Raw genomic sequence first — 23,969 nt, forward strand, 5'->3', positions numbered from 1 at the left:
GGTATGCCACAATGTTGGCATGACTGATTCTGTGTTGCGCGGCCGTCTTGTCCTGGAGGATTCCATCGTCGAGGATGGAATCATCGAGATCGACGGCTTGACCATTTCCCGTGTATGTCCCGCGTCCGACTACGAGGGCGAGGCGCCCGAGCCTACCGATTCGACATTCCTCCCCGGCCTCGTCGATGTGCATTGCCACGGCGGTGGCGGGGAGTCCTTCCCCAACGCCGAGACTGCCGAGGCGGCCCTCGTCGCCGTCAAGGAGCATCGCCGCCACGGGACGACAACCCTTGTCGCCTCCTGCGTGACGGCCTCGGCCGAGGTACTGCGAGCGCGTGCCAAGACCCTGGCGGAGCTGGCGCTCGCCGGAGAGATCGCGGGCATCCACTTCGAGGGCCCCTTCGTCTCCCACGAGCGCTGCGGCGCCCAGGACCCGACCTACATCATCGACCCGGACGCGCAGCTCACGCGCACGCTCATCGAAGACTGCCAGGGATACGCGCTGTCGATGACGCTGGCCCCCGAGAAGCCAGGCGCCTACGGCCCCGGATCGGTGGCCGAGGCCCTTATCGACGGGGGAGCGGTGCCCTCCTGGGGCCACACCGACTCGAATTCGACGAAGGCTCGCGAGGCCCTGGAATACTCGCGCGAGCGTTTTGCGCAGGTCGAGACGAAGCGCGGCCCACGCGCGACCATCACGCACCTGTTCAACGGCATGCGCCCACTTCACCACCGCGACACCGGTCCGATCGCCGAGTTCCTCTCCGATGCCGCGCGCGGCGGCGCTGTCGCCGAGCTGATCTGCGACTCCATTCACGTGTCCCCCTCGCTGGTGCGCGACGTGTACGAGATGGTGGGTCGCGAGCACGTCGTCTTCATCACGGATGCGATGGCGGCGGCAGGCATGGCCGACGGCGAATACACGCTCGGCCCCCAGGACGTCATCGTCAAGGACGGCGTCGCGCGCCTGACGCAGGGCAACGCCATTGCGGGCGGCACGGCGCATCTGATGGACTGTGTGCGCGTGGCCGTCACCTGCGGGGGCATTCCCCTGGTCGACGCGGTCTACATGGCTTCCGCTCAGGGAGCCGCGATCCTCGGCGATGACACCGTCGGCGCTCTCGCGCCCGGTAAGAAGGCCGACATTGTCGAGGTCAGCGAGGACCTGCACGTGCGCCGCGTCTGGCGACGTGGCACTGTGGTTGCGTGAGAGGTAAACGAAGCAAGAAACGACCGTGGGGCGAGGCGCGTCCGCTGCAGATGGACCGCCTCGCCTCCGTGCCGCGCACGGAACGTGGGCCGGATGGAGGCAACTATCAGGTGCGGCGCCTTCCCAGCGCCGCCAAGGAGTACACCTGCCCCGCCTGCCTGCGACCGATCCCAGTCGGAACCGCGCACGTCGTCGCGTGGCCGGAGGAAGCCCCCTTCGGTTTGCCGCAGGGGGTCGAGGGGCGCCGACACTGGCATTCGGAGTGCTGGCGACGGGGGCTGCGGCCCCTGTGACGAGAGATGTGATGCATCACTGCCCCGCGTGCACATGTGCCTGTTCACAGTGTTTGCACGTAAAGTGGGGTCTGAAGAATGCCCGCACTGTGGGCGTTGGACCTGAGGAGCAACCGTGGAACTCTTGAAGCGATACGTGGCGGCATCGTCGATGGGCGCTGTCGCACTCGTATGCGTCCTTGTCGGGCTGCTCGGCGTGACCGTCCTGCGGCCGCCGACGCAGCAGGTGTCGTCGGTGGATTCGGCGACCGACCTGATCATGACGCGTGACAACGTGTTGTCGATCGTCAAGGATGACGTCAAGGTCACCGCGACCTCGAAGTCGGGCGCGCCCGTGACGCTCGTGATCGGCACCTCGCAGGACGCGAAGGGGTGGATCGGCAACGCCGCCTACACCGAGGTCATCGGCATCGAGGCAGATCGCAACAAGCTCAAGGCCGAATCCCACGCAGCGAACGGAACGGGCCTGGTGAATCCGAACGTCAGCTCGCAGCCGGGCGCGCACAGCAACGCGCAGTCGGGCGTGCAGTCCGGCGCCGAGCCTATCGCCGACCCGACGTCCGCGCAGCTGACGGATCAGCTGGCGAAATCCCCGATGTGGTTTAAGCAGGAGAGCGGCGCGGGCTCCGTGTCCATCGACCTGGAGAACGTGCCCAGCGGCCGCTCTGCCGTTGCCGCCTCCGCGGGCGGCCCCGACGACCTGACGCTGACGCTGACCTGGAAGGTCGAACAGACCAACATGCTGGCGATCATCGCCTTCCTGGCGGCCTGCGTGTTTGCCCTCATCGCCCTCGCGCTTTTCCTCACCCGCTGGCAGCTCCTCCGCCTGCGCAAGATTCGCGCCCAGCGCATTGAGGAGCGCCGGAAGGCCGACTCTCTCGAGACCTCGTCGATCAACTCCGCCGAGGTGGCCGAGCGCATCGCGGCTGCCCGTGAGTCCGGCCCGGCTTCCGCGCCCGCTCCTGCCGTGGACGAGGCAGCGCAGACCGATAGCGCCAAGGAACAGGCTGAGGAACCCGTCGCGGAGAACCCCGCTGAGAACCCTGAGGATACGTCGCGTGACTCTGTGTGGGGTGCCGCCGCATTCGCCGCGACCCCGGACCAGGCACTCGCCTCCGCCCCCTCGACTGAAGACACCGCCATTCGCGAGGCCATCGTCGTCGAGCCGGATGTCGAGCCCGTGGTGCGCGAGTCAATCGTCGGCGTGCCCGCACCCGATTACAGCGAGCCCTCCGCGCCGCAGGAGTACGTGCCCGACCCGATGACCGACACTTTCGAGCGCCGCGGCCGCCATGGCCTCGACACTGGGCCCATCGATCAGGATCCGCCCGAGCGCGCGACGACCGACACCGGCGTCATCGACCTGTCCGGCATTCGCGGAGGCCGCACGCTCCCGTCCCGCCGCGCTCTGCGCGAGGCCCGTAACAAGGGCGAAGAGGTTGTCGTCATCGACGGTCAGGAATTCAACACCGGCCTGATCCCGATCACCCGCCCGCGCAGCGCCGAGGAGCAGGTCCCCGCACCAGCCCCCGCGCCCACGTCTGCTCCCGACGACGACGCGTCGGCGACCGGAGGCTGGACCTCGATCATGTCCGGCTGGCTCAAGGACCGTCAGGGAGGACAGCAGTGAAACGACGGACCCTCGCGGCGGCCAGCGCCGCCCTGTTGATGGCATCCGCGCTCGGCGTGAGCGCCTGCTCCAGCGAAATCGTCGCCCAGTCGGGCTCCGGCGCGCAGAGTACGGCGAATCTTGACCTTGAACGCATTTCGTCGGTGCTGGCGGACGTCGGCGGTGCCATGGCGACTGCAGACGCCTCCCTCAACGCCTCCGATCTCGGCGACAAGGTGACCAACGGCGCCCTCGAGACCCGCACCGCTCAGTACGCACTGGCCACCGCCACGGGTCAGGCGCCGTCGACCCTCGACTTCGAACCCAAGTCGCTGGCGATCACGAACTCAGACTCCTGGCCTCGCGCAATCTTCAACATTTCGGACGGCTCCTCCACGGCGCTGCCCGTGCTCCAGGTCTACGTGCAAGACTCGGCGCGTTCGGACTACAAGCTGACAAACTACGCGCGCCTGCTCGGCGGCACCCAGCTGACGCTGCCCCCCGTGGGCACAGGTTCCGCCTACGTGACGGGCGACTCCGAGGGCTTCACCGTGAGCCCCAATGCCGCGCTCACGCAGTACATCACGATGCTGAACTCAGGTACCCAGGACACCAGCCAGTTCGTCGCAGACGAGTTTACGAAGCAGACCCTCCAGCAAGTCACCGACCTGAATTCCTCGGTCAGCGCCGCTGGCTCCGTCACGATGGCGGCCACCGCCACGGACTACCCGATTTCTGGCCTGGTTCTGCAGGACGGCTCCGCGCTGGTCGCCGCGAACCTGAAGTACACGCTGACCTATCAGCGCACGGTCGCCGGCTCCACGATGAACCTGGGCGGCACGACCGCATCGCTCAGCAAGGACGGCACGACGGTCGAGGGCACGGCGACGGTCGACTACATCGAAACCGTCATCATGCGGATCCCCTCCCAGAAGGCGGGCGGCAACGTGCAGATCGTCGGTGGCGACCGATCCATCGTCAAGGTCGCCCTCGATTCTTCGTCCAGCCCGGGCTGATTTTCACCCATAGCGCACACGTCGTCCCCGCGCCCAGTGGCGTGGGGACGACGCATATCATCGTTGTGGATAACAACGCTTTCGCGGAAGGAACACTATGAACACGCCAGAGCCCCGCAGCGGCACCCCCGAGGCGGCCGTCACCCCCGCAGACTCACACGGGGCCATCGACCTGTCGGCCCGCGGCGCGGCCCCCGCTCCCGAGGAGAGCGCCGCGCCCGCGAGGGAGGGCCTGCACATTCCGCTCATCACCTCCACCGACGAGGCCAGCTTCCAGGACGTCATGTCGACGTCGCAGGCCGTTCCCGTCATCCTGGTCATGTGGTCGTCGCGCTCGCTCGAATCGAAGCCGACGCTGGCCATGCTGGAGGATGTCACGCGCGAGCACGCGGGTGCCTTCCAGCTCGTCGAGGTGGATATCGACAAGGCCCCCCAAATCGCCCAGGCGTTCCAGATCCAGGCGGTGCCCACTGTCGTCGCGCTCGTCGGCGGGCGCCCGGTTCCGCTCTTCCAGGGCAGCGCCGGCAAGGACCAGGTGGTCCCCGTCGTCTCCCAGATTCTCGAGGCCGCCGCCCAGATGGGGATCACGGCTCGCATCGCCGTGGCCGCCGAGGACACGGTTGCTCCGATCCCGCCCGAGCACGAGGCCCCCCTGGCCGCCGAGGAGGAGGGACGCCTCGACGAGGCGATCGCCCTGTGGGAGCGGGTCGTCGAGCTCAATCCTCGCGACGAGGACGCCAAGTCGCACCTGTCGCGCGTCCGTTTCGCCGCCCGCGCCTACGGTGACCACGATGCGAGCGACCCGGCAGCCCGCGCCGACGCGCTCTTCGCGGCCGGCGACGCCCAAGGTGCCTTCGACGTGCTCCTCGAGCTTCTCGCGGCGACAACGGACGCCGAGGAGCGTGACGCGCTGCGCCTGCGTCTCCTCGACCTCTTCCGCGTCGCGGGCTCGTCCCCCGAAGTCTCCACGGCGCGCACGCGCCTGGCGATGCTTCTCATGTGACAGTGTGCGCGACGCGGCTTCGAGCTGCGCCGCACACGCAACGACACGAGGCCGGAGCAGGAATCCCTGCCCCGGCCTCGTCGCACGAGCCTATGGCGTGTCAGCGCACCTGAGAGGCGGGCACCAGCCACACGGCGCCCAGCGGCGGCACGCGCAGCTGAGCGGAGACCGGGCGGCCGTTCCACGGGGTGTCCTCGGCGATGATCGGGCCGACGTTGACCACGCCGGAACCGCCGAACTCCTCGGCGTCCGTGTTCAGGATCTCGACCCACTCGCCGCCGAAGGGCAGGCCCACGCGGTAGCCCTCATGCGGGTTGCCCGCGAAGTTCGAGACGCACACGACGACCTCGCGGTTGCCCTCGGCGTCGGCCCCCTTACGCAGGTAGGAGATCAGGTTGTGATCGCCGTCGGAGGCGTCGATCCACTCGAAGCCCGTGTAGTCGTCATCCCACATGGCGGGGGAGGAGGTGTAGATCGCGTTGAGGCGCTCCACCAGGGCCGCGACGCCCGCGTGCCCCTCCTGGTCCAGCAGCCACCAGTCGAGAGAGTAGGACTCGTTCCACTCCTGCTCCTGGCCGATCTCCTGACCCATGAAGAGGAGCTGCTTGCCCGGGTGGCTCCACTGGTAGGCGTACAGGGAACGCAGGCCAGCCAGGCGCTGCCACTTGTCGCCGGGCATCTTGGAGATGATGGAGCCCTTGCCGTGAACGACCTCGTCGTGGGACAGAGGCAGCACGTAGTTCTCGGAGAAGGCGTACACGAGCGAGAAGGTGAGCTCGCCGTGGTGCCAGCGGCGGTTGACCGGATCCTCGCTCAGGTAGCGCAGGGTGTCGTTCATCCAGCCCATGTTCCACTTCATGCCGTAGCCGAGGCCGCCGCCCGAGGTCGGTGCGGTCACGCCCGGCCACGCCGTGGATTCCTCGGCGATCATGACGATGCCGGGGTGACGACGATACGCGGTCGCGTTCGCCTCCTGGATGAAGTCGATGGCCTCCAGGTTCTCGCGACCACCGTACTGGTTGGGACGCCACTGGCCGTCCTTACGCGAGTAATCCAGGTAGAGCATCGAGGCAACGGCGTCGACGCGCAGGCCGTCGATGTGGAAGTCCTCCAGCCAGTACAGGGCGTTGGCGACCAGGAAGTTGCGCACCTCGCGGCGGCCGAAGTTAAAGACGTAGGTGCCCCAGTCGGGGTGCTCGCCGCGCAGCGGGTCCGGATCCTCGTACAGCGGGGTGCCGTCGAAGCGGGCCAGGGCGAAGTCGTCCTTGGGGAAGTGGGCGGGGACCCAGTCCAGGATGACGCCGATACCCTCGCGGTGGAAGGCGTCCACCAGGTAGCGGAAGTCGTCCGGCGTGCCGTAGCGCGAGGTGGGGGCGTAGTAGGAGGTCACCTGGTAGCCCCAGGAGCCGCCGAAGGGGTGCTCGGCCAGCGGCATGAACTCCACGTGCGTGAAGCCCATCTGCTTGACGTAGGGCACCAGCTCGTCGGCCAGCTCGCGGTAGCCCAGGCCCTGACGCCAGGAGCCCGCGTGGACCTCGTAGATGGACATCGGGCCGGTGTGGGGGTTGCGATCCTTGCGTGTCGACATCCACTCGTCGTCCGTCCACTCGTGGAAGTAGTCGGTGACGACCGAGGCCGTGGCCGGGGGGATCTCGGTGGCGCGGGCCAGCGGGTCGGCCTTCTCGAACCAGTTGCCGCCGGGGCCCTGGATCTCGAACTTGTAGCGGGCACCCACGCCGACGTCGGGAACGAAGATCTCCCAGATGCCGGAGGAACCCAGCGACCGCATGGAGGTAGCCACGCCATCCCAGAAGTTGAACTCGCCGACGACGCGCACGGCGCGCGCGTTGGGCGCCCACACGGCGAAGGCCGTACCGGTGGTCTCGCCCATCTCATCGGTGTAGGTCTTCACATGGGCTCCGAGGACGCGCCACAAGTTCTCATGGCGGCCCTCAGAGATGAGGTAGGTGTCCATCTCGCCCAGGGTGGGCAGGTAGCGGTAGGGGTCGTCGCGCAGCGTCGTGTCCTCACCGTAGGTGACGGACACGCGGTAGGGGGGAATCTCCTTGCCGGGCAGAGCCGCAACCCAAATGCCGCCGCGCTCGTGGGTCGCCGCGTAGGCTCCGGATGGGGTAACCACGTCGACCGCGTCGGCGAGGCGCGCGATGACGCGGATCGTCACGCCCGTGTCGCTCAGGTGAGCGCCGAGCACGGAGTGCGGCGAGTAGTAGGAGCCTGAGGCAACGGCGTCGAGAATGTCGTCATTGACCGGGATCGGCGTTAGTTCGCAGCTCATGGATTGTCCTTACTCCAGATTGTGTGAACCTCTTAGTTCACTGTCGTGTTAGTAGTCTATCGGTTGACCGGCAAAATTGGCAGCCGGGTCTCATCGAGGTGGTTAATGTGTGCGTGGCGGTCCCGCGCGGCGCGCGCTGCTCCGAGCGGGACCACCACCGTCAGGCCTGCGACCAGGGCGAGGAGTGGGCGGGCTCGACCTTGAAGACGTGGCCGATGCGTGTCACGGGGGACAGGGACACCCAGTTGGATGAACCCCACACGTAGGAGTGCCCGTCGAGCTCGTCGACGACCGTGATGTTGCCGCCGGGGGTGGCCAGGCCCATCTCCGCCAGGTCCAGCTCGACCGAAGCATCCACGCCGTTGTGCGGATCGAGGGAAATCACGCAGATGACGGTGTCGGGGTTGCCGTCCTCGGTGAACTTTCCGGGCACCTGGCGCGAGAACGCGATGAGGCGATCCGAGGAGGTGGGGTGGATGCGGATCTGGTGGAGCTGGCGCAGCGCGGGGTGCTTGGCGCGCGCGGCGTTGAGCAGCGTGAAGAGCCGCGAGATGCCGATGGCGTCGGCGTCCTCCCACCGGCGCGGACGGTACTCGTACTTCTCGTTGTCGTTGGGCTCCTGGAAGGTGCCGCGCGGCTCGTTTTCGACGAACTCGTAGCCCGAGTAAATGCCCCACGTGGGGGCACCGAGCGCAGCGAGCATCGCGCGGATCGCGAAGATGGCAGTGCCGCCGTCCCACATCTGCGGGGTGAGGATGTCGTGCGTGGTCGGCCAGAAGGCGGGACGCATGAGGTGCGCCGTCTCCCGAGAAATCTGAAGAAGGTATTCCTCGATCTCCTGCTTGTACGTCCTCCACGCGAAGTAGGTGTAGGACTGGTCGAAGCCGATCGCGCCGAGGGTGCGCATCATGGCGGGGCGCGTGAAAGCCTCGGCCAGGAAGAGCGTGCCCGGGTACTGAGCCTTGATGTCGGCGAGCAGGCGCTCCCAGAACGGGATGGGCTTGGTGTGGGGGTTGTCGACGCGGAAGATCGTCACGCCGTGGTGGATCCACAGTTCGATGACGTCGCGGACGGCCTGGTAGATGCCCTCGGGATCATTGTCGAAGTTCAGGGGGTAGATGTCCTGATACTTCTTCGGGGGGTTTTCCGCGTAGGCGATGGTGCCGTCTGCGCGGGTCGTGAACCACTCGGGGTGGTCCTTGACCCACGGGTGGTCGGGGGAGCACTGGAGGGCCAGGTCGAGGGCGACCTCCATGCCCAGGCCTCGGGCGCGCTCGACAAAGCGGTCGAAATCGTTGAAGTCGCCCAGGTCCGGGTGGATGGCGTCGTGGCCGCCTTCGGGCGAGCCGATGCCGTAGGGGGATCCGGGGTCGCCGGGTGCCGCGGAGAGCGAGTTGTTCTTGCCCTTACGGAAGGTCGTGCCGATCGGGTGAATGGGGGTCAGGTAGACGACGTCGAAGCCCATGCCCGCGATGCGCGGCAGGTCGTCGGCGGCGCGCTCGAGGGTGCCCGAGACCCAGGTGCCGTCGGGCTTCTGGTAGGCACCTGCCGAACGCGGGAAGATTTCGTACCACGCGCCGGCCAGCGCCTTGGTGCGGGCCACGTCGAGTGGGTAGACGCGCGAGGAGTCGAGGAGGTCGCGCAGCGGGTGATCGCGGAAGACCAGGCGGATGCGCGAGGAGATGCCAGCGGAGAGACGCTGCTGGGGGGAGTGACTGGTGTCGCGCAGGCGGCGCGCAGCGTCGAAGAGCGCCTCGATGTCCGAGGCCGGGGGCTCTTCCTGGGTCGGGTTGTGCAAGGCGATGCCGGCGGCCGCGCGTTCCATGAGGCGGGCGCCCTCCTCGAGCATGAGCTCGACGTCGATGCCGGCTCCGACTTTGACGGCGGCGTCGTGGCGCCAGGTGGCGTAGGGGTCGGACCAGGAATCGATGCGGAAGGACCAGGCGCCGGGGGTGTCGGCGGCGACCCAGGCCTCGTAGCGGTCCAGGCCGGGGGCGATGTCCACCATGCGGGTACGGGAGTATTCACCTCCGTCCGGGCGCAGCAGGACGGCCTCGGCGGCGAATGCGTCGTGTCCTTCGCGGAACACGGTCGCACGAATGGGGAAAGGCTCGCCTTCGGTCGCCTTGGCGGGAAGTGTTCCGTCTTCGATGACGGGGAACACTTCGATGATCGGGATACGGGGCAACAGTTTCTCGCTCACATATCCAACCCTAACGTATGGGCCGACCAGCTGATAGGCGAAGATCACACCACGGAATGTGACCGATCTCCCATGGTGTGGTGGTGGGGCGTGTGGAGGAACGACAGAGCCCCTGGCTGGTGAGAAAGGGCGGGGCAGCACCCGAGTGATTCGGATGCCGCCCCGCTGGAAGACGTGAGATGAGACGTCAGTGACCGCTATTGAGTCCTGCGAAGATCGCCGCTCCAAAAAGAACGTAGAGGATGACCGTCACCACGAGAGCGATGATCTGCCAGGCGAAGACGGCGCGCGCGAAGTTACGCTTCGACGGCGCGGCGCCGGAGCCGAAGGCGAGCACCAGCAGGTAGATGAAGCCGATCACCGGGATGCCGCACACGAGGAGGGTGAGCATCCACGAGCCGACGGACTCGTCGGGACGTTCGGGGAATTGATTGTAGGCCATAGTTGTCTCCAATGACTCAGTGGGTGATGGGTTAGTAGACCATCTGCATGGCGGTGCGAACCTCGGACAGGGTCCGATCGGCCTGTTCGCCCGCGCGTTCGTTACCGGCATGCAGGATGGACAGCAGGTAATCCTCGTTCGCGATGAGCTCGGCGCGGCGAGACCGCAGGGGAGCGAGCATCTCGTTGAGGGACTCGGTGACGAGGGCCTTGAGGGTGCCCGCGCCCGCGTCGCCGATGCGGTCGGCGATCGCCTCGGGGGCCTCGCCCGTCGCCAGGGAAGCCAGCATGAGGAGGTTCGAGACCTCGGGACGCCCCTCCGGATCGAAGGTAATGCGGCGCTGCGCGTCCGTCTTCGCCTTCTTAAGGATCTTCGCGGTCTCGTCGGCGCTCATGCGCAGCTCGATCGTGTTGCCGCGCGACTTCGACATCTTCTGCCCGTCGGTGCCCAGCAGCAGGGGGACCTCGGACAGGAGGGCCTCGGGGCGGGGGAACACGGGGCGCTCAGGGGTGGCGCGGCCGTAGCGCTTATCGAAACGCTGGGCGATCAGGCGAGCCTGCTCCAGGTGGGGGAGCTGATCCTGGCCAACGGGCACGATGTTGGCCTTGCAGAAAAGGATGTCGGCGGCCTGGTGGACCGGGTAGGTGAGCATCAGGCCCGTCATCGCGCGGCCCTCCGTGGCCTCCAGCTCGGCCTTCACAGTCGGGTTGCGGTGCAGCTCGGATTCGGTGACGAGCGAGAGGAAGGGCAGCATCAGCTGGTTGAGGGCCGGCACCGCCGAGTGGTTGAAAATCGTGGAGCGCTCCGGATCGATGCCCGCGGCCAGGTAGTCGGCGACGAGGCCGAGGACGCGCTCACGGATCGGCCCCACGCCGTCGCGGTCGGTGATCACCTGGTAGTCGGCGACCAGGACCCAGGTCTCCACCCCGCGGTTCTGCAGGAGCACGCGGTTGCGCAGCGTGCCGAAGTAGTGGCCCAGGTGGAGGTGGCCCGTGGGGCGGTCACCCGTGAGGATGCGGAAACGCGAGGGGTCCTGGTCGATCGCCAGGTCGATCTCGGCGCTGCGGGCCTTCGAGCGGGCCAGCGAGGCATCGGAGGTTGCTGTTTCCAGGGCATCTTCACTGCGAGTCATGCATTGATCCTAACGGGTGTGTGGGAGGAAAGAAAAACGCGAGGTGCGTTAGTTTTCGGGCTGGAAGGCGATGTCGGAGAGGAGAATCGTCACGGACAGCGCCTCGATCGTGAGTGTGGAACGCGGGGTGACGTGCTCGACCTCAAGGGAGATATCGGAGGGATCAAGCGAGGAGCCGACCCCTCCGTCTCCGGGGGTCTCCCACACGGTGGAGTAGGCGATGAGCCAGTCCAGATCGTGGCCTTCCGGCAGGGTGACCTGCGCGTCGTCGAGGTTCGCGTTGATGATGATGAGGGCGTCGTGGTCGCCCCACTTGACGCCGGAACGCAGCATCTGGAAGGTGCGGTGACGCGAGTCCGTCCACCCGTAGTCCGGCATCGGCGTGCCCTGGGCGGTGTACCACGACAGGTCGGGGAGCGTATCGCCGCCGTAGGGCTGACCGGTTGCGAAGCTGTCGGGGCGCAGCACGGGGTGCGCCTTGCGCAGGGCGATCAGCCAGGAGACGGCGTCGATCTGCGCCTGCTGAGCCTCGGCGAGGTCCCAGTCGACCCATGAGATCGGGCCGTCTTGGCAGTAGGCGTTGTTGTTGCCGTTCTGGGTGCGCCCGAACTCGTCACCGCCCGTGAGCATCGGCGTGCCCGAGGAGACGAACATGGTGGCCAGGATGTTGCGCTGCGAGCGTGCCCGCAGGCGCGCGATCGGCATGTTAGCGAGGATCGCGTAGGGGGTGGCTGCGTCCGGGTGGGTGGCGCCCGAGGCCAGCGTGCCCTCGAGGCCGTGGTTCCACGAACGGTTGTCGTCCGAGCCGTCGCGGTTGTTCTCGAGATTGTCCTTGTTGTGCTTGCGGTCGTAGGCGGTCAGGTCCGCCAGGGTGAAGCCGTCGTGCGCGGTCACGAAGTTGATGGAGGCGCGCGGGCCCCTCAGGCGTCCAAGGCCGTGCTCGAACACGTCCTGGGAGCCGGACAGGCGGGTCGCCAGGTCGTTGGGGCCGGAGACGACGTGGCCCGAGGCCTGGGCGCGCACGTCCGCGAGCCAGAAGTTACGCAGGGCACCGCGGTAGTGATCGTTCCATTCGGAGAAAGGCACCGGGAAGTTGCCGGTCTGCCAGCCGCCCGGGCCCACGTCCCAGGGCTCGGCGATGAGCTTGGTGTTGGCCAGGATGTCGTCGGTGGCCATCGCGATGAGGAGCGGGTGCATCGGGCTGAAGCCGGTGGAGAAACGCCCGAGCGTGGCCGCCAGGTCGAAGCGGAATCCGTCCACGCCCATGTCGCGCGCCCAGTAGCGCAGCGAGTCCATCACCATCTGGATGGTCTTGGGGTGGTCCATGTTCATCGTGTTACCGGTGCCGGTCATGTCGATGGTTTGGACGGGGCGCGAGGAGGTGTGGCGGTAGTACATGTCGGAGTCCAGGCCTCGCCACGACAGGGAGGGGCCGGCGTCGCCGCCCTCGCACGTGTGGTTGTAGACGACGTCGAGGATGACCTCGATGCCGGCCTTGTGCAGGAGGGAGACCATGCCGCGGAACTCGTCGACGACGGCCTGGGCGCCGCCTGCGCGCGACTCGGCGGTCGCGTAGGAGGGTTCGGGGGCGAAGAAGGACAGCGTCGAGTAGCCCCAGTAGTTCGTCAGGCCGCGCTCGGTGAGGAAAGGTTCGTCGCACTTGGCGTGGATGGGCAGCAGCTCCACGGCGCTTACCCCCAGGTCCTTGAGGTAGGAGACCGAGGCCGGGTGCGCCAGGCCCGCGTAGGTGCCGCGCAGAGGCTCGGGAACGCCGGGCATGTTCTTGGTGAAGCCCTTGACGTGGATCTCGTAAATCACGGTCGTTTCCCACGGCGTCTGGGGCTTGGGGATGATCGGGAACGAGGGCTCGACCACGACCGAGCGCGGCATGTAGGGAGCGGAATCGATGGGGGAGCGATGCATCGGGTATTCCGACGGGTACAGATCCTCGTCCACGCAGTGCGCGTAGACGCCGGGCTTCATGTCGACGACGCCGTCGAGGCCTCGACCGTAGGGGTCGAGCAGGAGCTTGTGGGAGTTAAAGAACTTGCCGCCGTCGGGATCCCACGTGCCGTGTGCGCGGAAACCGTATCGCGTGCCCGCGCCGTAGCCCGGGATGTGGCCGTGCCACACGCCCGTCTTGGGGCCCATGAGGGCATAGCGCGTCTCAGCCCCGGCCTCGTCGAAGATGCACATGTCCACGCCGGAGGCGCCGCGGGCAATCACCGCCACGTCGAGGCCGTCGCCCGCAGGGTGGACACCCAGACGGGTGGGCAGCGGGTTGGGTTCGGTGACGCGCCTTGCGGGAGTGTGGGACGAGCCGGATCGCTCGGACATATTAGGGGTGCCTCTTCTTGCTGAATGACGGATAGAGTCATTGCCTCGCGGATAAAGCTAACTCCCATCATACGGGACCATGAACAGGCTGGTCGGATTGGTGGGATGAAAGACCTATGAGGAGACGCACGTGGGCGGCAGTTGATTCGTGCTCGAGTGTGGGTTGCACCTGTGGTGTGCGACGGTGAGGTGACACTCATATGGGCGAGCCGCGAGGAATGTGGCACGCTAGAAGCCATGAGAATTGTCGTGTGTGTGAAGCATGTCCCGGACATGCAGTCCGAACGCCGTTTTGAGGGCGGCCGCCTGGTGCGCGGTGAGGACGATGTGCTCAACGAGCTGGACGAAAACGCCATCGAGGCAGCCGTCCAGCTCAAGGAATCCGAAGAGGATGCGGGTCGCGAGGCCGAGGTTGTCGCCCTCACGATGGGCCCCGAGGACGCCGAGGACGCGCTCATGCGTGCCCTGCAGATGGGCGCGGACCGCGCCTACATCGTCTCCGACGAGTTCCTTGAGGGCTCCGACGTCATCACGACCGCCTCCGTGCTCTCCGTCGCGATCGCGAAGATCGCCGAGGAGTGCGGCCCCGTTGATCTCGTGATCACCGGCATGGCCTCGCTGGACGCGATGACCTCCATGCTGCCCTCTGCCCTGGCCGCCAAGGCCCACATGCCGCTGCTGGGCCTGGCTCGGTCCCTGAGCGTCGAGAACGGCACCGTGACCATTGAGCGCGCCGTCGACGGCTACACTGAGACCGTGCGTGCCGCGCTGCCCGCCGTCGTCTCCGTGACCGACCAGATCAACGAGCCGCGTTACCCGGCCTTCGCCGCCATGAAGGCCGCTCGCAAGAAGCCGCTGGACCAGTGGGGCATCGACGACCTCGTCGAGGTTCCCGGTGGTGAGGCTCTCGTCATGCGCCGTGCGCTGACCGCCGTTACCCACGGCGAGGAGAACGTGCGCGACGGTTCCGGCACGATCATTCAGGACGCCGGCGAGGGCGGGCGTGCGCTGGCCGACTACATCCTTTCGGTGGTGAAGTGACATGACACAGCAGATGAGTTCCCCGATCCTCGTTCTGGCCGACCAGGCAGGCGAGCACCTGACGCCCCTGGCCCGTCAGGCGGTCACGCTGGCCGCGTCCCTGACCTCCGCCGACGTCGTCGCCCTGTCCCTGGCCGCCACCCCCGACGTGGCTGCGCTGTCCGAGCTGGGCGCGACCCAGCTGCTGCACGCCGACCTGGGTGACGCGGCGCGTTCCTCGGTGGTTGCCTCCGACGTGCTTGTCTCCGCGCTGGCGACCGACAGCTTCGGCCTGGTGCTCCTGTGCTCGGACTACCGCGGTCGCGAAATCGCCGGCCGCGTCGGCGCCCTCACCGAGGCCGGTGTGGTCTCCGGCGCGTCCTCCGTCGGCTTCGACGGCGGCGTGCTCCAGGTCGGCAAGACCGCCCTGGGTGGCTCCTGGTCGATGCGCATCGTGCTCGAGGGCCAGACTCCGATCGTCGGCATCGCTTCCGGAATCATCGACGAGGCCCCGGTGGCCTCTCCCGCCGCCCTGACCCCGCAGGCCCTGGCCGTCGAGCTGAGCCCCGAGGCCAGCGCGGTCGAGGTGGTTTCCAGCGTGGCCGACGAAGAGGAGGGCGTGTCCCTGACCGACGCCTCGACCGTCGTGTGCGGTGGCCGCGGCGTGGACGGCGATTTTGGGCTGGTTCAGTCCCTCGCGGACGTCCTCGGCGGAGCCGTGGGTGCGACCCGCGTAGCCTGCGACGAGGGCTGGGCGCCCCGTAGCGAACAGATCGGCCAGACCGGCCTGACCGTCACCCCCAACCTCTACATCGGTCTGGGCGTGTCCGGCGCCATTCACCACACGGTGGGCATGCAGTCCGCCGCCCACATCGTTGCCGTGTGCGACGACCCGGATGCCCCGATCTTCGAGATCGCGGACTTTGGCGTGGTCGGTGACGTGAACGAGGTCGTCCCTGCCGCCCTGGCGATCATCGAGGAGGCGCGCTCCCAGGCGTGAGTGTCTACCTCGACCACGCGGCCACGACGCCGCTGCGCGAGTGCGCGCTTGACGCGTGGACTCGCGCCCAGCGTGACCTGGCCGCCACCCCCGGCAACCCCGCCGCCCTCCACTTCGGAGGGCGGCGGGCCCGTCGCATGCTCGACGACGCGCGCGAACAGGTCGCTGAGGCCTTGGGGGCCGACATTCACGAGGTCATCTTCACCTCCGGGGCCACCGAATCCGACGCGCTGGGGGTGATGGCTGCGGCCCGAGGCATGCGCGGCCGCGAGGAGTTCCGCGCCCTCATCGTCGTCTCGGGCGTCGAGCACGACGCGGTCGCCCATCAGCGCGAGGTTGCCTCACGCGAGGGCTTCTCCTGGGAGGTCCTGCCCGTCGATGCGGGCGGTGTGTCCATCCTGCCCGTGGTTGGTGGCCACGACGCACCGCCGTCGTGGGACGGTCGCCTCGCAGTCGGCTCCATGGCCCTTGTGCCCTCCGAGATTGGCACCATCCAGCCGGTCGCAGACTTCGTTGAGCTCGTACACGCCAGCGGAGGCCTCGCCCATTCCGATGCCGCCCAAGCCATCCCCACGCTGGATGTGTCCTTCGCCGGCCTCGGCCTCGACCTCATGAGCGTTGGCGGACACAAGATCGGTGCTCCAGCCGGCACCGGCGTTCTCCTCGCCCGGCGCGGCATCCCCATGACGACCGACCGACCCGGCGGCGGCCACGAGCGATCGATCCGATCGGGCACGCCCGACGTCGCGGGCGCGTGCGCCCTCGCCGCCGCGCTCACCGAGGTCGTCTCCGAGCGCGCCGCTTTCGCCGCCCACGCGGCCGACCTGCGTGCTCACCTGTTGGCCCACCTGCCCGACGGTGTGGTGCCCACGGCGGGGGAGTCGGCCTCGTGCCCGGCTATTATCCACCTGTCCCTGCCCACCGCCCGCCCTGAGGCCGTCCTCATGGCATTCGACATGGCCGGCATCGCGGTGTCCGCCGGGTCCGCGTGCCACGCGGGTGTCACCCGCCCCTCCGATATCGTCATGGCGATGGGGCGCACCGAAGAGCAGGCGCTCGGAGTCCTGCGTGTCTCCCTCGGACGCGAGACGACCCGCGACGATATCGACGCCTTCCTGTCCGCCCTGCCCACCGCGATGCGTGCGGGCGCAGCCCTGGACGGCGTCGCCCACGTGCGCAACGAACGAAACGAGGAGCGCTGAGCATGCGAGTCCTGGCAGCACTGTCCGGCGGCGTGGACTCCGCCGTCGCCGCCGCGAAAGCCGTCGAGGCCGGACACGAGGTGGTCGGGGTCCACATGGCCCTGTCCTCCCAGCCGCAGGAGTGCCGCATCGGCTCGCGCGGCTGCTGCTCCATCGAGGATGCCGGAGATGCTGCCCGCGCCGCCGAGATCATCGGCATCCCCTTTTACGTGTGGGACCTGGCCAGCGAATTCGAGCAAACTGTCATCACCGACTTCGTCGAGCAGTACCGGGCCGGGCGCACCCCCAACCCGTGCGTGCGCTGCAACGAGTTCGTCAAGTTCCGTGAGCTCGCCGCCCGCGCCCGCGCCCTCGGCTTCGACGCGGTGTGCACCGGCCACTACGCGGCCATCGTGGAAGGGGCGACCGGCCCCGAGTTGCACCGCGGCGCCGACAACCTCAAAGACCAGTCCTACGTGCTGGCCGTCATGGGACCCGAGGAACTGACCCGAGTCGTCCTGCCGCTCGGCGACGCGCCCAACAAGGCGTGGGTGCGCGCCGAGGCGGAGCGCCTGGGCCTGGGCGTGTCCAACAAGCCGGACTCCTACGACATCTGCTTCATCCCCGACGGGGACACGCAGGGCTTCCTGCGCGCCCACCTGGGTGCCTCCGAGGGCGACATCGTCACCCCCGACGGCGAGGTGCTCGGCCGCCACGAGGGCTACTGGAACTACACGGTGGGCCAGCGCAAGGGCTTGGGCATCGGCTCGCCAGCCCCCGATGGCCGCCCCCGTTACGTCCTCGAGACCAGGCCCGAGACTAACCAGGTCGTGGTCGGCGCTTCCGAGCTGCTGTCCATCTCTCGCATCACGGCGACGGACGCCGTGTGGTTGGCCCGCGACGACGACGGGTCGGAGGCGACCAACCTCTTCGTGCAGCTGCGCGCGCACGGCACCCCCATTCCCGTCGCATCGCTGTCGCGGGACCTGGACGCTGGCACCATCAGCGTCGTGCTCGAGGGGAGCGCGCGCGGGGTGGCCCGGGGCCAGTCGATGGTCGTTTACCGGGGGAGTCGAGTGCTCGGCGAGGGGACCATCAACGCGACCGCGCTGACGTGAGCCTGCGTCGGCCTCGTGCCCGCGCGCGTTCGGACGTGGCCGCGCCCATCCGCTAGACTTGGGTGCGCGCGCGAGTGGCGGAATTGGCAGACGCGCTGGATTTAGGTTCCAGTGTCTTTGACGTGTGGGTTCGAGTCCCATCTCGCGCACAATGTTCGAACCGGGTCGCCCGGGGACAGTGGCGGTCGATACACTGTGGTCATGAGCGCTTTGGAGATTGGCCACAAGGCCCCCGACTTTACTGCCCAAACCACCCAGGGGACCCTGTCCCTGTCGGATCTGCTCGCCGCTTCCTCGCGCGGCGTCGTCGTGTACTTCTACCCGAAAGCTTCGACGCCGGGTTGCACGAAGGAGGCCTGCGATTTTAGAGATTCGCTCGCGTCGCTGCAGGGAGCGGGCTACTCCGTCATCGGGGTGTCTGCTGATTCGATGGCCGCCCTCGAGCGCTTTACGGAGAAGCAGTCCCTGACCTTCCCGCTCGCCTCCGACCCGGATCATGAGATTCTCGAGGCCTGGGGCGCGTGGGGTGAGAAGAAGAACTACGGGCGCACCTATGTCGGTATCATCCGCTCGACCGTGGTCGTCAGCCCCGACGGCACGGTGGCTCTGGCCCAGTACAACGTCAAGGCGACCGGTCACGTCGCGCGCCTGCGCAAGGCTCTCGGGATTGACTAACCCTGTTGCTTCCTGAGTAATCGACAAGTATGCTTGTTCGACAAGTGCAAGTGTTTTGTTGATGGAGGGGCTATGAAGGCAACAACGCCGGACGCGTATCGAGTCGATGCAGGCGCGGACACTCGCGACTATCCCGGCGGCGTCGCCACGCGACTGAGCGAACAACCCGCCCTGCCGGGACGCTACTCGGGTCCGGCGGCCCCTACCTCGGTCGATACCGCCCCGACGCCCGTCATCCGTCGCACACGCACGTACGCTCCCACCCCCAAACCTGCAACCGTGGTGGAAGGCCCGCGGGCGGGCGCCATCGCCCCAGCGGTCGAGCGCACCGTCATCGCCGTCGTCCCGCCCCGCGGTCAGGCTGCGTCAGCTCCCGCGCCCGCCCAGGACGCGGCGCCGCGCACGATCAGCGCGCCCGAGCCTCGCCATCCCGCGCCCGCCCAGGATGCGTCGCCGCGCACGACCAGCGCGCCCGAGCCTCGCCATCCCGCGCCCGCTGCTGCCCGTCCTGCCGCCGAGTCCGCCGCCGTGCGCAGTGTCGAACCCGCCGTCGCGGAGAGTGTTGAACCCGCTGCTGCGCGTAGCGTCGAGTCTGCCGCCGCGCCGAGGCCTGCCGACGCGGACGCAGCGCCAGCTGCTCCGGCCAGCCGATTCGCCCCCGACGCCGATCTCACGGCCGACCAGCGCAGCTTTGCCCCGCGCCCGCAGGCCGCCCCCGCGCGGGAATACGCCCACTTCGACGAGCCGGTCGTCTCCGGCTTCGACCGTCCCCAGGATGAAGAGAGCGACTTCTCTGTCCGTGAGGGGGGCCCGGGGGTCCCTTCCCGCGCAGACGTCGCGCTCAGTCGACGAGCCGCTCACGCGCACAGGCTCGTCTCTGCCGACCAGGCGTACACGCGCGCCTCCGAGCCCCAGGGACGAGGTCGGGGCGATGCTCTCGCCTCCGGCAGTGACAATGAGAGTGTCGATCGCCTGCCCCTGCGCCGCGACCTTCCTCGTCGCAAGAAGCGCTCGCACCGAGGCCTGGTCATGTTCCTCCTCGGCTTCCTCGTTGCCATCGTCCTGGTTCTTGGCGCTGCCGTCGCCCTGTACTACCTACGCTTCGCGGGGGCGCAGAACTTTTCCTCAGCCCTCGACACGTGCCACGCGAGCGGCAGTTACGTGCGGCTGGCGGCGGACAAATCCTCGCTCACGCTGCAGGCGGAGAACGAGAGCGGGCGAGGCTTATCGGCTCCGCTCTTCGTGCGTTCTTGACGAGCTCGACGCCCCCGCCTCCATGCGCCAACGTATGCTCCTGACACGCGCCATTGACGGTACCCAGGAGGAACAGTGGGGCCTGTACCGCGCGACCTGGACGTACCACCCCGACCAGGGGCTTAACGTTGTCATCAGTACTCAATAGGAACTCTTGCGCCGCTGGTCGCCCGGTCGCGTCCTGAGACTGAGTCCGCAAGCGTCACAATGCCGCCGTAGAATCGGCGCGTATTTCAACGCGTGAAGGAGTCTCTCGTGTCCGATTCGCAGCCTGCGGCCCTCGCCGAACCCGTCGGGGACGATACCGCACTGGCCATCCGAGGCCTCGTCAAGATTTATGGCAACCTCATCGCCGTCGCGGACCTCTCGCTCGACATTCCCACCGGGTCTTTCTACGGGATCGTCGGCCCCAACGGCGCCGGAAAAACCACGACGCTGACAATGGCCACCGGCCTGCTCACCCCCGATCGCGGCACCGCCTACGTGCACGGTGTCGACGTGTGGGGCGACACCCAGCGGGCGCGCGGCCTGCTCGGCGTCATGCCCGACGGCATGCGCCTGCTCGACCGACTCTCCGGCCCCGACTTCCTCGTCCACGTCGCCATGCTGCACGGGCTGGACGCTTCAACGGCCCGCGAGCGTGCTCAGGAACTGCTGGACGCCCTTGATCTGGCCGAGGCCGGCAAGAAGCTGATCGGCGACTATTCGGCGGGTATGACCAAGAAGATCGCGCTGGCTGCAGCCCTCATTCATTCTCCGCGTCTCCTCGTCCTGGATGAACCCTTCGAGGCTGTCGACCCCGTTTCCGCGACCAACATCCGCCAGATCCTCACGGACTACACGCGCCGGGGTGGCACCGTCATCCTGTCCTCGCACGTGATGGCGACCGTCCAGCAGCTGTGCACGCATGTGGCCATCATCGACAAGGGGCGTGTGCTCGTCGCCGGCACCACCGACGAGGTCGCCCAGGGTGGTGACCTGGGGGAGCGCTTCACCTCCCTGGTCGGCGGCGTTCACTCCGAGGAAGGCCTGTCGTGGTTGGGCAACTGATTCGCCTCAAGCTCCGTATCATCTGGAACACGGTTCGCCGCCAGACTGCCGTGCTGGTGCTGGCCGCCCTCGGCACCCTGTACTTCAGTGGGATCTATGCGTCCGTGCTCGTGGGGGCAGCGTTCCTCGCCCGATCCGACGAGGCCGACCTGGCAACGCCGTTCCTTCCCATCGTGGGTCCCGTTGTCGTCGTCCTGTGGCTGATCCTGCCCATTGCGTTTGCCTCGATGGACAACTCACTCGATCCCGTGCGTCTGTCGCCCTACGTGGGGCCGAGCAAGCGGCTGGGGGTGGCACTGGTCGCCGCGACCGCTGTGGGGCCCGGCGGCGTCATGTCTGCCATGGCGCTTCTCGTTCCCGTGTGGTTTGCGTTGTGGCGGGCCCAATGGGTGGCGGCCCTCGGCTGGCTGGTCGCGGGCATCGTCACCCTTCCTCTTGCGGTGCTGTGGGCGCGTGCGGTCGGCACCTGGTTCGCGGTGCGTATCGATAGCTCGGGCAAGAAGGACGCCGTCACGATGGTCGGCTTCATCGCCTTTTTCGTGGTGCTGACCCCGCTGGGTTACTGGATGAAGCTCCTGTCGGATAACTTCTCGCTGGAGCTGTTCCAAGCCGGGCTGAACGTCGCGCTGTGGTCGCCCGTCGGCGCTCCCTTCGGCGTTGTTGTCTCCCTGCTCGAGGGGGCGTGGGGTGCCGCTGGCATCCGCGCCCTCGTCACGCTGGCCACGGCTGTTGTCGGCTGGCGTGTCTGGCTGGCCGTCCTGCGTCCCGTCATGAGCGGCTACGCGGGTGAGATCAGTGCCGACGCGCAGCTGGCCATCAACGAGGGACGTTATCTCATCGACGAGTCCGCCGAGCAGGAAGCGCGAGGCCAACGGACCGCGGCGTCGCGTTCGGCCGGCCTGCGCAGCGTCGATACCTTCACACGCCTCGGTATCGGCGTGCGCTCGGCGTCTTTGGCGGCGCGCACGCTGCGCTACTGGATCGTGGATCCGCGCCTCAACATGAACATGGTGTTCGCTATTCTCTTCCCGATCATCGGGGTGCTCTTGGGGCGCGTGGCGGTCGATGGGCAGCAGGTGCTCTTCACGGGGATCTTCCTCTACCTCGTGCCCGTGACCATGGGCCTGAGCGTGGGAGCGCTCATGCAATACGACTCGACGGGTGCCTGGATCGTCATCTCCTCGGGGATGAGCGGCCGGGAGGAACGCCGCGGACGCCTCGTTGGTTCCCTCGTCGTCCTCGTGCCGCAGGCGCTCGGATACCTCATCCATGACGCCATCACGAGGGCTGGTGCGTCCGACTTCGTCTTCCACCAAGTGATGGGCGTCGTCCTCTTCTCGGGCGCGGCCGCAACGACCCTCGTCGTGAATGCGCGCTGGGTGTACCCGGTACAGCCGCCGGGTGTCTCGCCGTTGGCGACGAAGGGGACCGGCTCGTTCCTGTTGACGATGCTGATGCAGCTCGCGGGATTCGCGGGCACCGCAGTCTTGCAGATCCCGTCTTACGTGCTGATCGCGCTGGCCTCCTTCGGCCTGGTTCCGTTCTGGGTTGCTTACGTGGTTGCCCTGCCCTGGTCGGTGATCATCCTGGAGGGGGCAGTGCGTGTCGGCGGGCGCGTGTGGGACCGGTACTCGGTTGCCGCGCTGACGACGATTCGCAGCTGGCCGGGGCACTGATTTCACCTCACCTGGATGTACGAGGCCGGGGTTGCCCGCGTGGGTGCCCTGGCCTCGTTCTCAGTGCTCTACGCGTGGGGCGAAGCGCCTGGCGGCGTGTGTGGGTGCTGCCGGTGGGGGAGAGGTGGGCGACTCTGACCAGTGATGCGCCGTGCGGAGGCGTAATAGATCGGCGCGATTCGAGCCTCGAATAGAAGACAGGAATGTGGATACCCGGTAAGGTGGTGGGTGTTACCTGACCATGAAAGGACAACGTCCATGCATGCCCCATCGATCATGCGCGTCGGCGCTGCCGTGGCCATCTTCGGCCTCGCCGCGATCCCCAGTGTCCTGCAGGTCCCAGCCTACGCGGCAGACGTCGCGGGACCGGCAACCTGCTACCTTGCCGATGACAACGGCACCATCATCGAACCCCGCCAGGAGTACACTCCACGCGAAGGCGCCGGTGGGCTCCCCATGCTTCCCAGTCCCGTCGTCGCCGGCCAGTACACGCTGGAAGTGAGCGCTCCCGCAGTGAACTTCGATCCGGATCAGCCCGACTTGCACTTTGCATGCGAGGTCTTCTACTCATCCCTCGGTAAGGTTCGTCTCGTTGATGCCGACGGCACCGTGCACGCGGCACAGTCCTATGCCAACGATCAGAATGACCCGTCGCGCGCCGCCGCGACGGCTATCCCGGCGTTGCCCGAGGGGTACGAGATTGTCCCCGGCCAAAACGTCTTCGGCCTTGATGCCGGTGCTGGGACGGTCGACCCCAATAACCCCGCCGACGCGCGCGCCGTGGGTGCGAACACCGACATCGTGATCCGCAAGGTGGCGAATAATCCGACACCCGAGCCGAGCTCCACGCCTTCGACGCCTGTGCCTTCGACGCCCGCCCCCATGCCCTCGGTGACTGCGACGCCCGCGCCTTCTACACCCGCGACGCCTGTCCCCACGCCCTCGGTGACTGCGACGCCCGTGCCTTCCACGCCCGCGACACCCGCCCCCGCGCCCTCGGTGACTTCGACGCCCGTGCCTTCGGCTCCCGTCCCCACTCCCTCGGTGACTGCGACGCCCGTGCCTTCCACGCCCGCGACGCCTGCGAAGCAGACGCCTGCTCCGAAGCTCGCACGCACGGGCACGGTCGCGGGAGGCTTCGCCGGTGCGGCGGCCCTCCTAGGCCTCATCGGCGCTGGGGTGATCGCCCTGCGCAGGTACCGCGCCTGATAGCAGGGGCCAGTTGAGGCAGTTTGGATAGGTTTTCGCCTGACGCGATGCGAACGTGGCTCGGGCGTATCGAGTGAGGCCGAGGCCGGGGTTACCCACGAGGTGCCCCGGCCTCGTCGTCTACGACGCACCCACATACCACCACGATGAAACACCCGCCTTCAACACTGACTGTGGCCTACTACCAAGCTGAATAGTCACCACAAAGCCAACACGTTTTGTCCGTCCGCCCACATAAGGCGGGG

General features: G+C 67.6%; 19 protein-coding genes and 1 tRNA gene. 15 read left to right on the plus strand and 5 right to left on the minus strand.

Annotation, left to right across the window (positions count from 1 at the left end; all coding sequences use genetic code 11):
- Positions 1 to 19 precede the first annotated feature (19 nt).
- The 5 genes from QU663_RS04390 (at position 20) to QU663_RS04410 (ending at position 5,131) form a co-directional block, all read left to right on the plus strand.
- Positions 20 to 1,210, plus strand: coding sequence for an N-acetylglucosamine-6-phosphate deacetylase (locus QU663_RS04390; protein ID WP_021610569.1), 1,191 nt, complete (start codon positions 20 to 22; stop codon positions 1,208 to 1,210).
- Between the two features lie 50 nt (positions 1,211 to 1,260).
- On the plus strand, positions 1,261 to 1,503 hold the full coding sequence (locus QU663_RS04395; RefSeq protein WP_198010188.1) for a hypothetical protein: 243 nt from the start codon (positions 1,261 to 1,263) through the stop codon (positions 1,501 to 1,503).
- Between the two features lie 151 nt (positions 1,504 to 1,654).
- On the plus strand, positions 1,655 to 3,133 hold the full coding sequence (locus tag QU663_RS04400; RefSeq protein ID WP_021610571.1) for a hypothetical protein: 1,479 nt from the start codon (positions 1,655 to 1,657) through the stop codon (positions 3,131 to 3,133).
- Positions 3,130 to 4,128, plus strand: coding sequence for a hypothetical protein (locus QU663_RS04405; RefSeq protein ID WP_021610572.1), 999 nt, complete (start codon positions 3,130 to 3,132; stop codon positions 4,126 to 4,128). The genes QU663_RS04400 and QU663_RS04405 overlap by 4 nt, the downstream gene beginning before the upstream one ends.
- 97 nt (positions 4,129 to 4,225) lie before the next feature.
- Positions 4,226 to 5,131, plus strand: a complete 906-nt coding sequence (locus tag QU663_RS04410; protein WP_021610573.1) for a tetratricopeptide repeat protein — start codon at positions 4,226 to 4,228, stop codon at positions 5,129 to 5,131.
- Positions 5,132 to 5,231: 100 nt separating this feature from the next.
- On the opposite strand, the gene glgB is transcribed toward QU663_RS04410, so the two are convergent.
- The 5 genes from glgB to glgX all read right to left on the minus strand — a co-directional run bounded on the left by glgB (position 5,232) and on the right by glgX (position 13,541).
- Positions 5,232 to 7,427, minus strand: coding sequence for a 1,4-alpha-glucan branching protein GlgB (glgB, locus tag QU663_RS04415; RefSeq protein WP_021610574.1), 2,196 nt, complete (start codon positions 7,425 to 7,427; stop codon positions 5,232 to 5,234).
- Positions 7,428 to 7,587: 160 nt separating this feature from the next.
- On the minus strand, positions 7,588 to 9,630 hold the full coding sequence (locus tag QU663_RS04420) for a maltotransferase domain-containing protein (RefSeq protein ID WP_034479905.1): 2,043 nt from the start codon (positions 9,628 to 9,630) through the stop codon (positions 7,588 to 7,590).
- 187 nt (positions 9,631 to 9,817) lie between these two features.
- Positions 9,818 to 10,072, minus strand: coding sequence for a hypothetical protein (locus QU663_RS04425; RefSeq protein WP_021610576.1), 255 nt, complete (start codon positions 10,070 to 10,072; stop codon positions 9,818 to 9,820).
- Positions 10,073 to 10,103: 31 nt separating this feature from the next.
- Complete coding sequence (gene trpS, locus QU663_RS04430; protein ID WP_021610577.1) at positions 10,104 to 11,204, minus strand: tryptophan--tRNA ligase; 1,101 nt, start codon at positions 11,202 to 11,204, stop codon at positions 10,104 to 10,106.
- Between the two features lie 48 nt (positions 11,205 to 11,252).
- Complete coding sequence (gene glgX, locus QU663_RS04435) at positions 11,253 to 13,541, minus strand: glycogen debranching protein GlgX (RefSeq protein ID WP_021610578.1); 2,289 nt, start codon at positions 13,539 to 13,541, stop codon at positions 11,253 to 11,255.
- A gap of 237 nt (positions 13,542 to 13,778) precedes the next feature.
- On the opposite strand from glgX, the gene QU663_RS04440 reads away from it, so the two are divergent.
- From QU663_RS04440 to QU663_RS04485, 10 genes are all read left to right on the plus strand, one after another.
- The gene (locus QU663_RS04440) at positions 13,779 to 14,582 is read left to right on the plus strand and encodes an electron transfer flavoprotein subunit beta/FixA family protein (protein WP_021610579.1); all 804 of its coding nucleotides are present in this window, start codon (positions 13,779 to 13,781) and stop codon (positions 14,580 to 14,582) included.
- 1 nt (position 14,583) lies between these two features.
- Positions 14,584 to 15,561 (plus strand): electron transfer flavoprotein subunit alpha/FixB family protein, encoded by a 978-nt coding sequence (locus tag QU663_RS04445; protein WP_021610580.1) that lies wholly within the window; start codon positions 14,584 to 14,586, stop codon positions 15,559 to 15,561.
- Positions 15,558 to 16,763 carry a cysteine desulfurase family protein gene (locus tag QU663_RS04450; protein WP_021610581.1) on the plus strand — a complete coding sequence of 402 codons (1,206 nt, stop codon included), beginning with the start codon at positions 15,558 to 15,560 and terminating at the stop codon, positions 16,761 to 16,763. The genes QU663_RS04445 and QU663_RS04450 overlap by 4 nt, the downstream gene beginning before the upstream one ends.
- Before the next feature lie 2 nt (positions 16,764 to 16,765).
- Positions 16,766 to 17,860 carry a tRNA 2-thiouridine(34) synthase MnmA gene (gene mnmA / locus QU663_RS04455; RefSeq protein ID WP_021610582.1) on the plus strand — a complete coding sequence of 365 codons (1,095 nt, stop codon included), beginning with the start codon at positions 16,766 to 16,768 and terminating at the stop codon, positions 17,858 to 17,860.
- 68 nt (positions 17,861 to 17,928) lie between these two features.
- Positions 17,929 to 18,009, plus strand: a tRNA-Leu gene (locus tag QU663_RS04460).
- A gap of 52 nt (positions 18,010 to 18,061) precedes the next feature.
- Positions 18,062 to 18,535: a peroxiredoxin gene (locus QU663_RS04465; RefSeq protein WP_021610583.1), complete on the plus strand. Its 474-nt coding sequence runs from the start codon at positions 18,062 to 18,064 to the stop codon at positions 18,533 to 18,535.
- Between the two features lie 72 nt (positions 18,536 to 18,607).
- Positions 18,608 to 19,789: a hypothetical protein gene (locus tag QU663_RS04470; RefSeq protein WP_304990691.1), complete on the plus strand. Its 1,182-nt coding sequence runs from the start codon at positions 18,608 to 18,610 to the stop codon at positions 19,787 to 19,789.
- A 255-nt stretch (positions 19,790 to 20,044) separates the two neighbouring features.
- Positions 20,045 to 20,839, plus strand: coding sequence for an ABC transporter ATP-binding protein (locus QU663_RS04475; RefSeq protein WP_034481462.1), 795 nt, complete (start codon positions 20,045 to 20,047; stop codon positions 20,837 to 20,839).
- Complete coding sequence (locus QU663_RS04480; protein ID WP_021611986.1) at positions 20,824 to 22,515, plus strand: hypothetical protein; 1,692 nt, start codon at positions 20,824 to 20,826, stop codon at positions 22,513 to 22,515. Before QU663_RS04475 ends, QU663_RS04480 begins: the two co-directional genes overlap by 16 nt.
- A 258-nt stretch (positions 22,516 to 22,773) precedes the next feature.
- A complete protein-coding gene (locus tag QU663_RS04485; protein WP_021611984.1) occupies positions 22,774 to 23,724 on the plus strand; it encodes a hypothetical protein in 951 nt (316 codons plus the stop codon).
- The last annotated feature ends 245 nt before the right edge of the window (positions 23,725 to 23,969 follow it).

The organism is Schaalia sp. HMT-172 (assembly GCF_030644365.1).
GTDB lineage: Bacteria > Actinomycetota > Actinomycetes > Actinomycetales > Actinomycetaceae > Pauljensenia.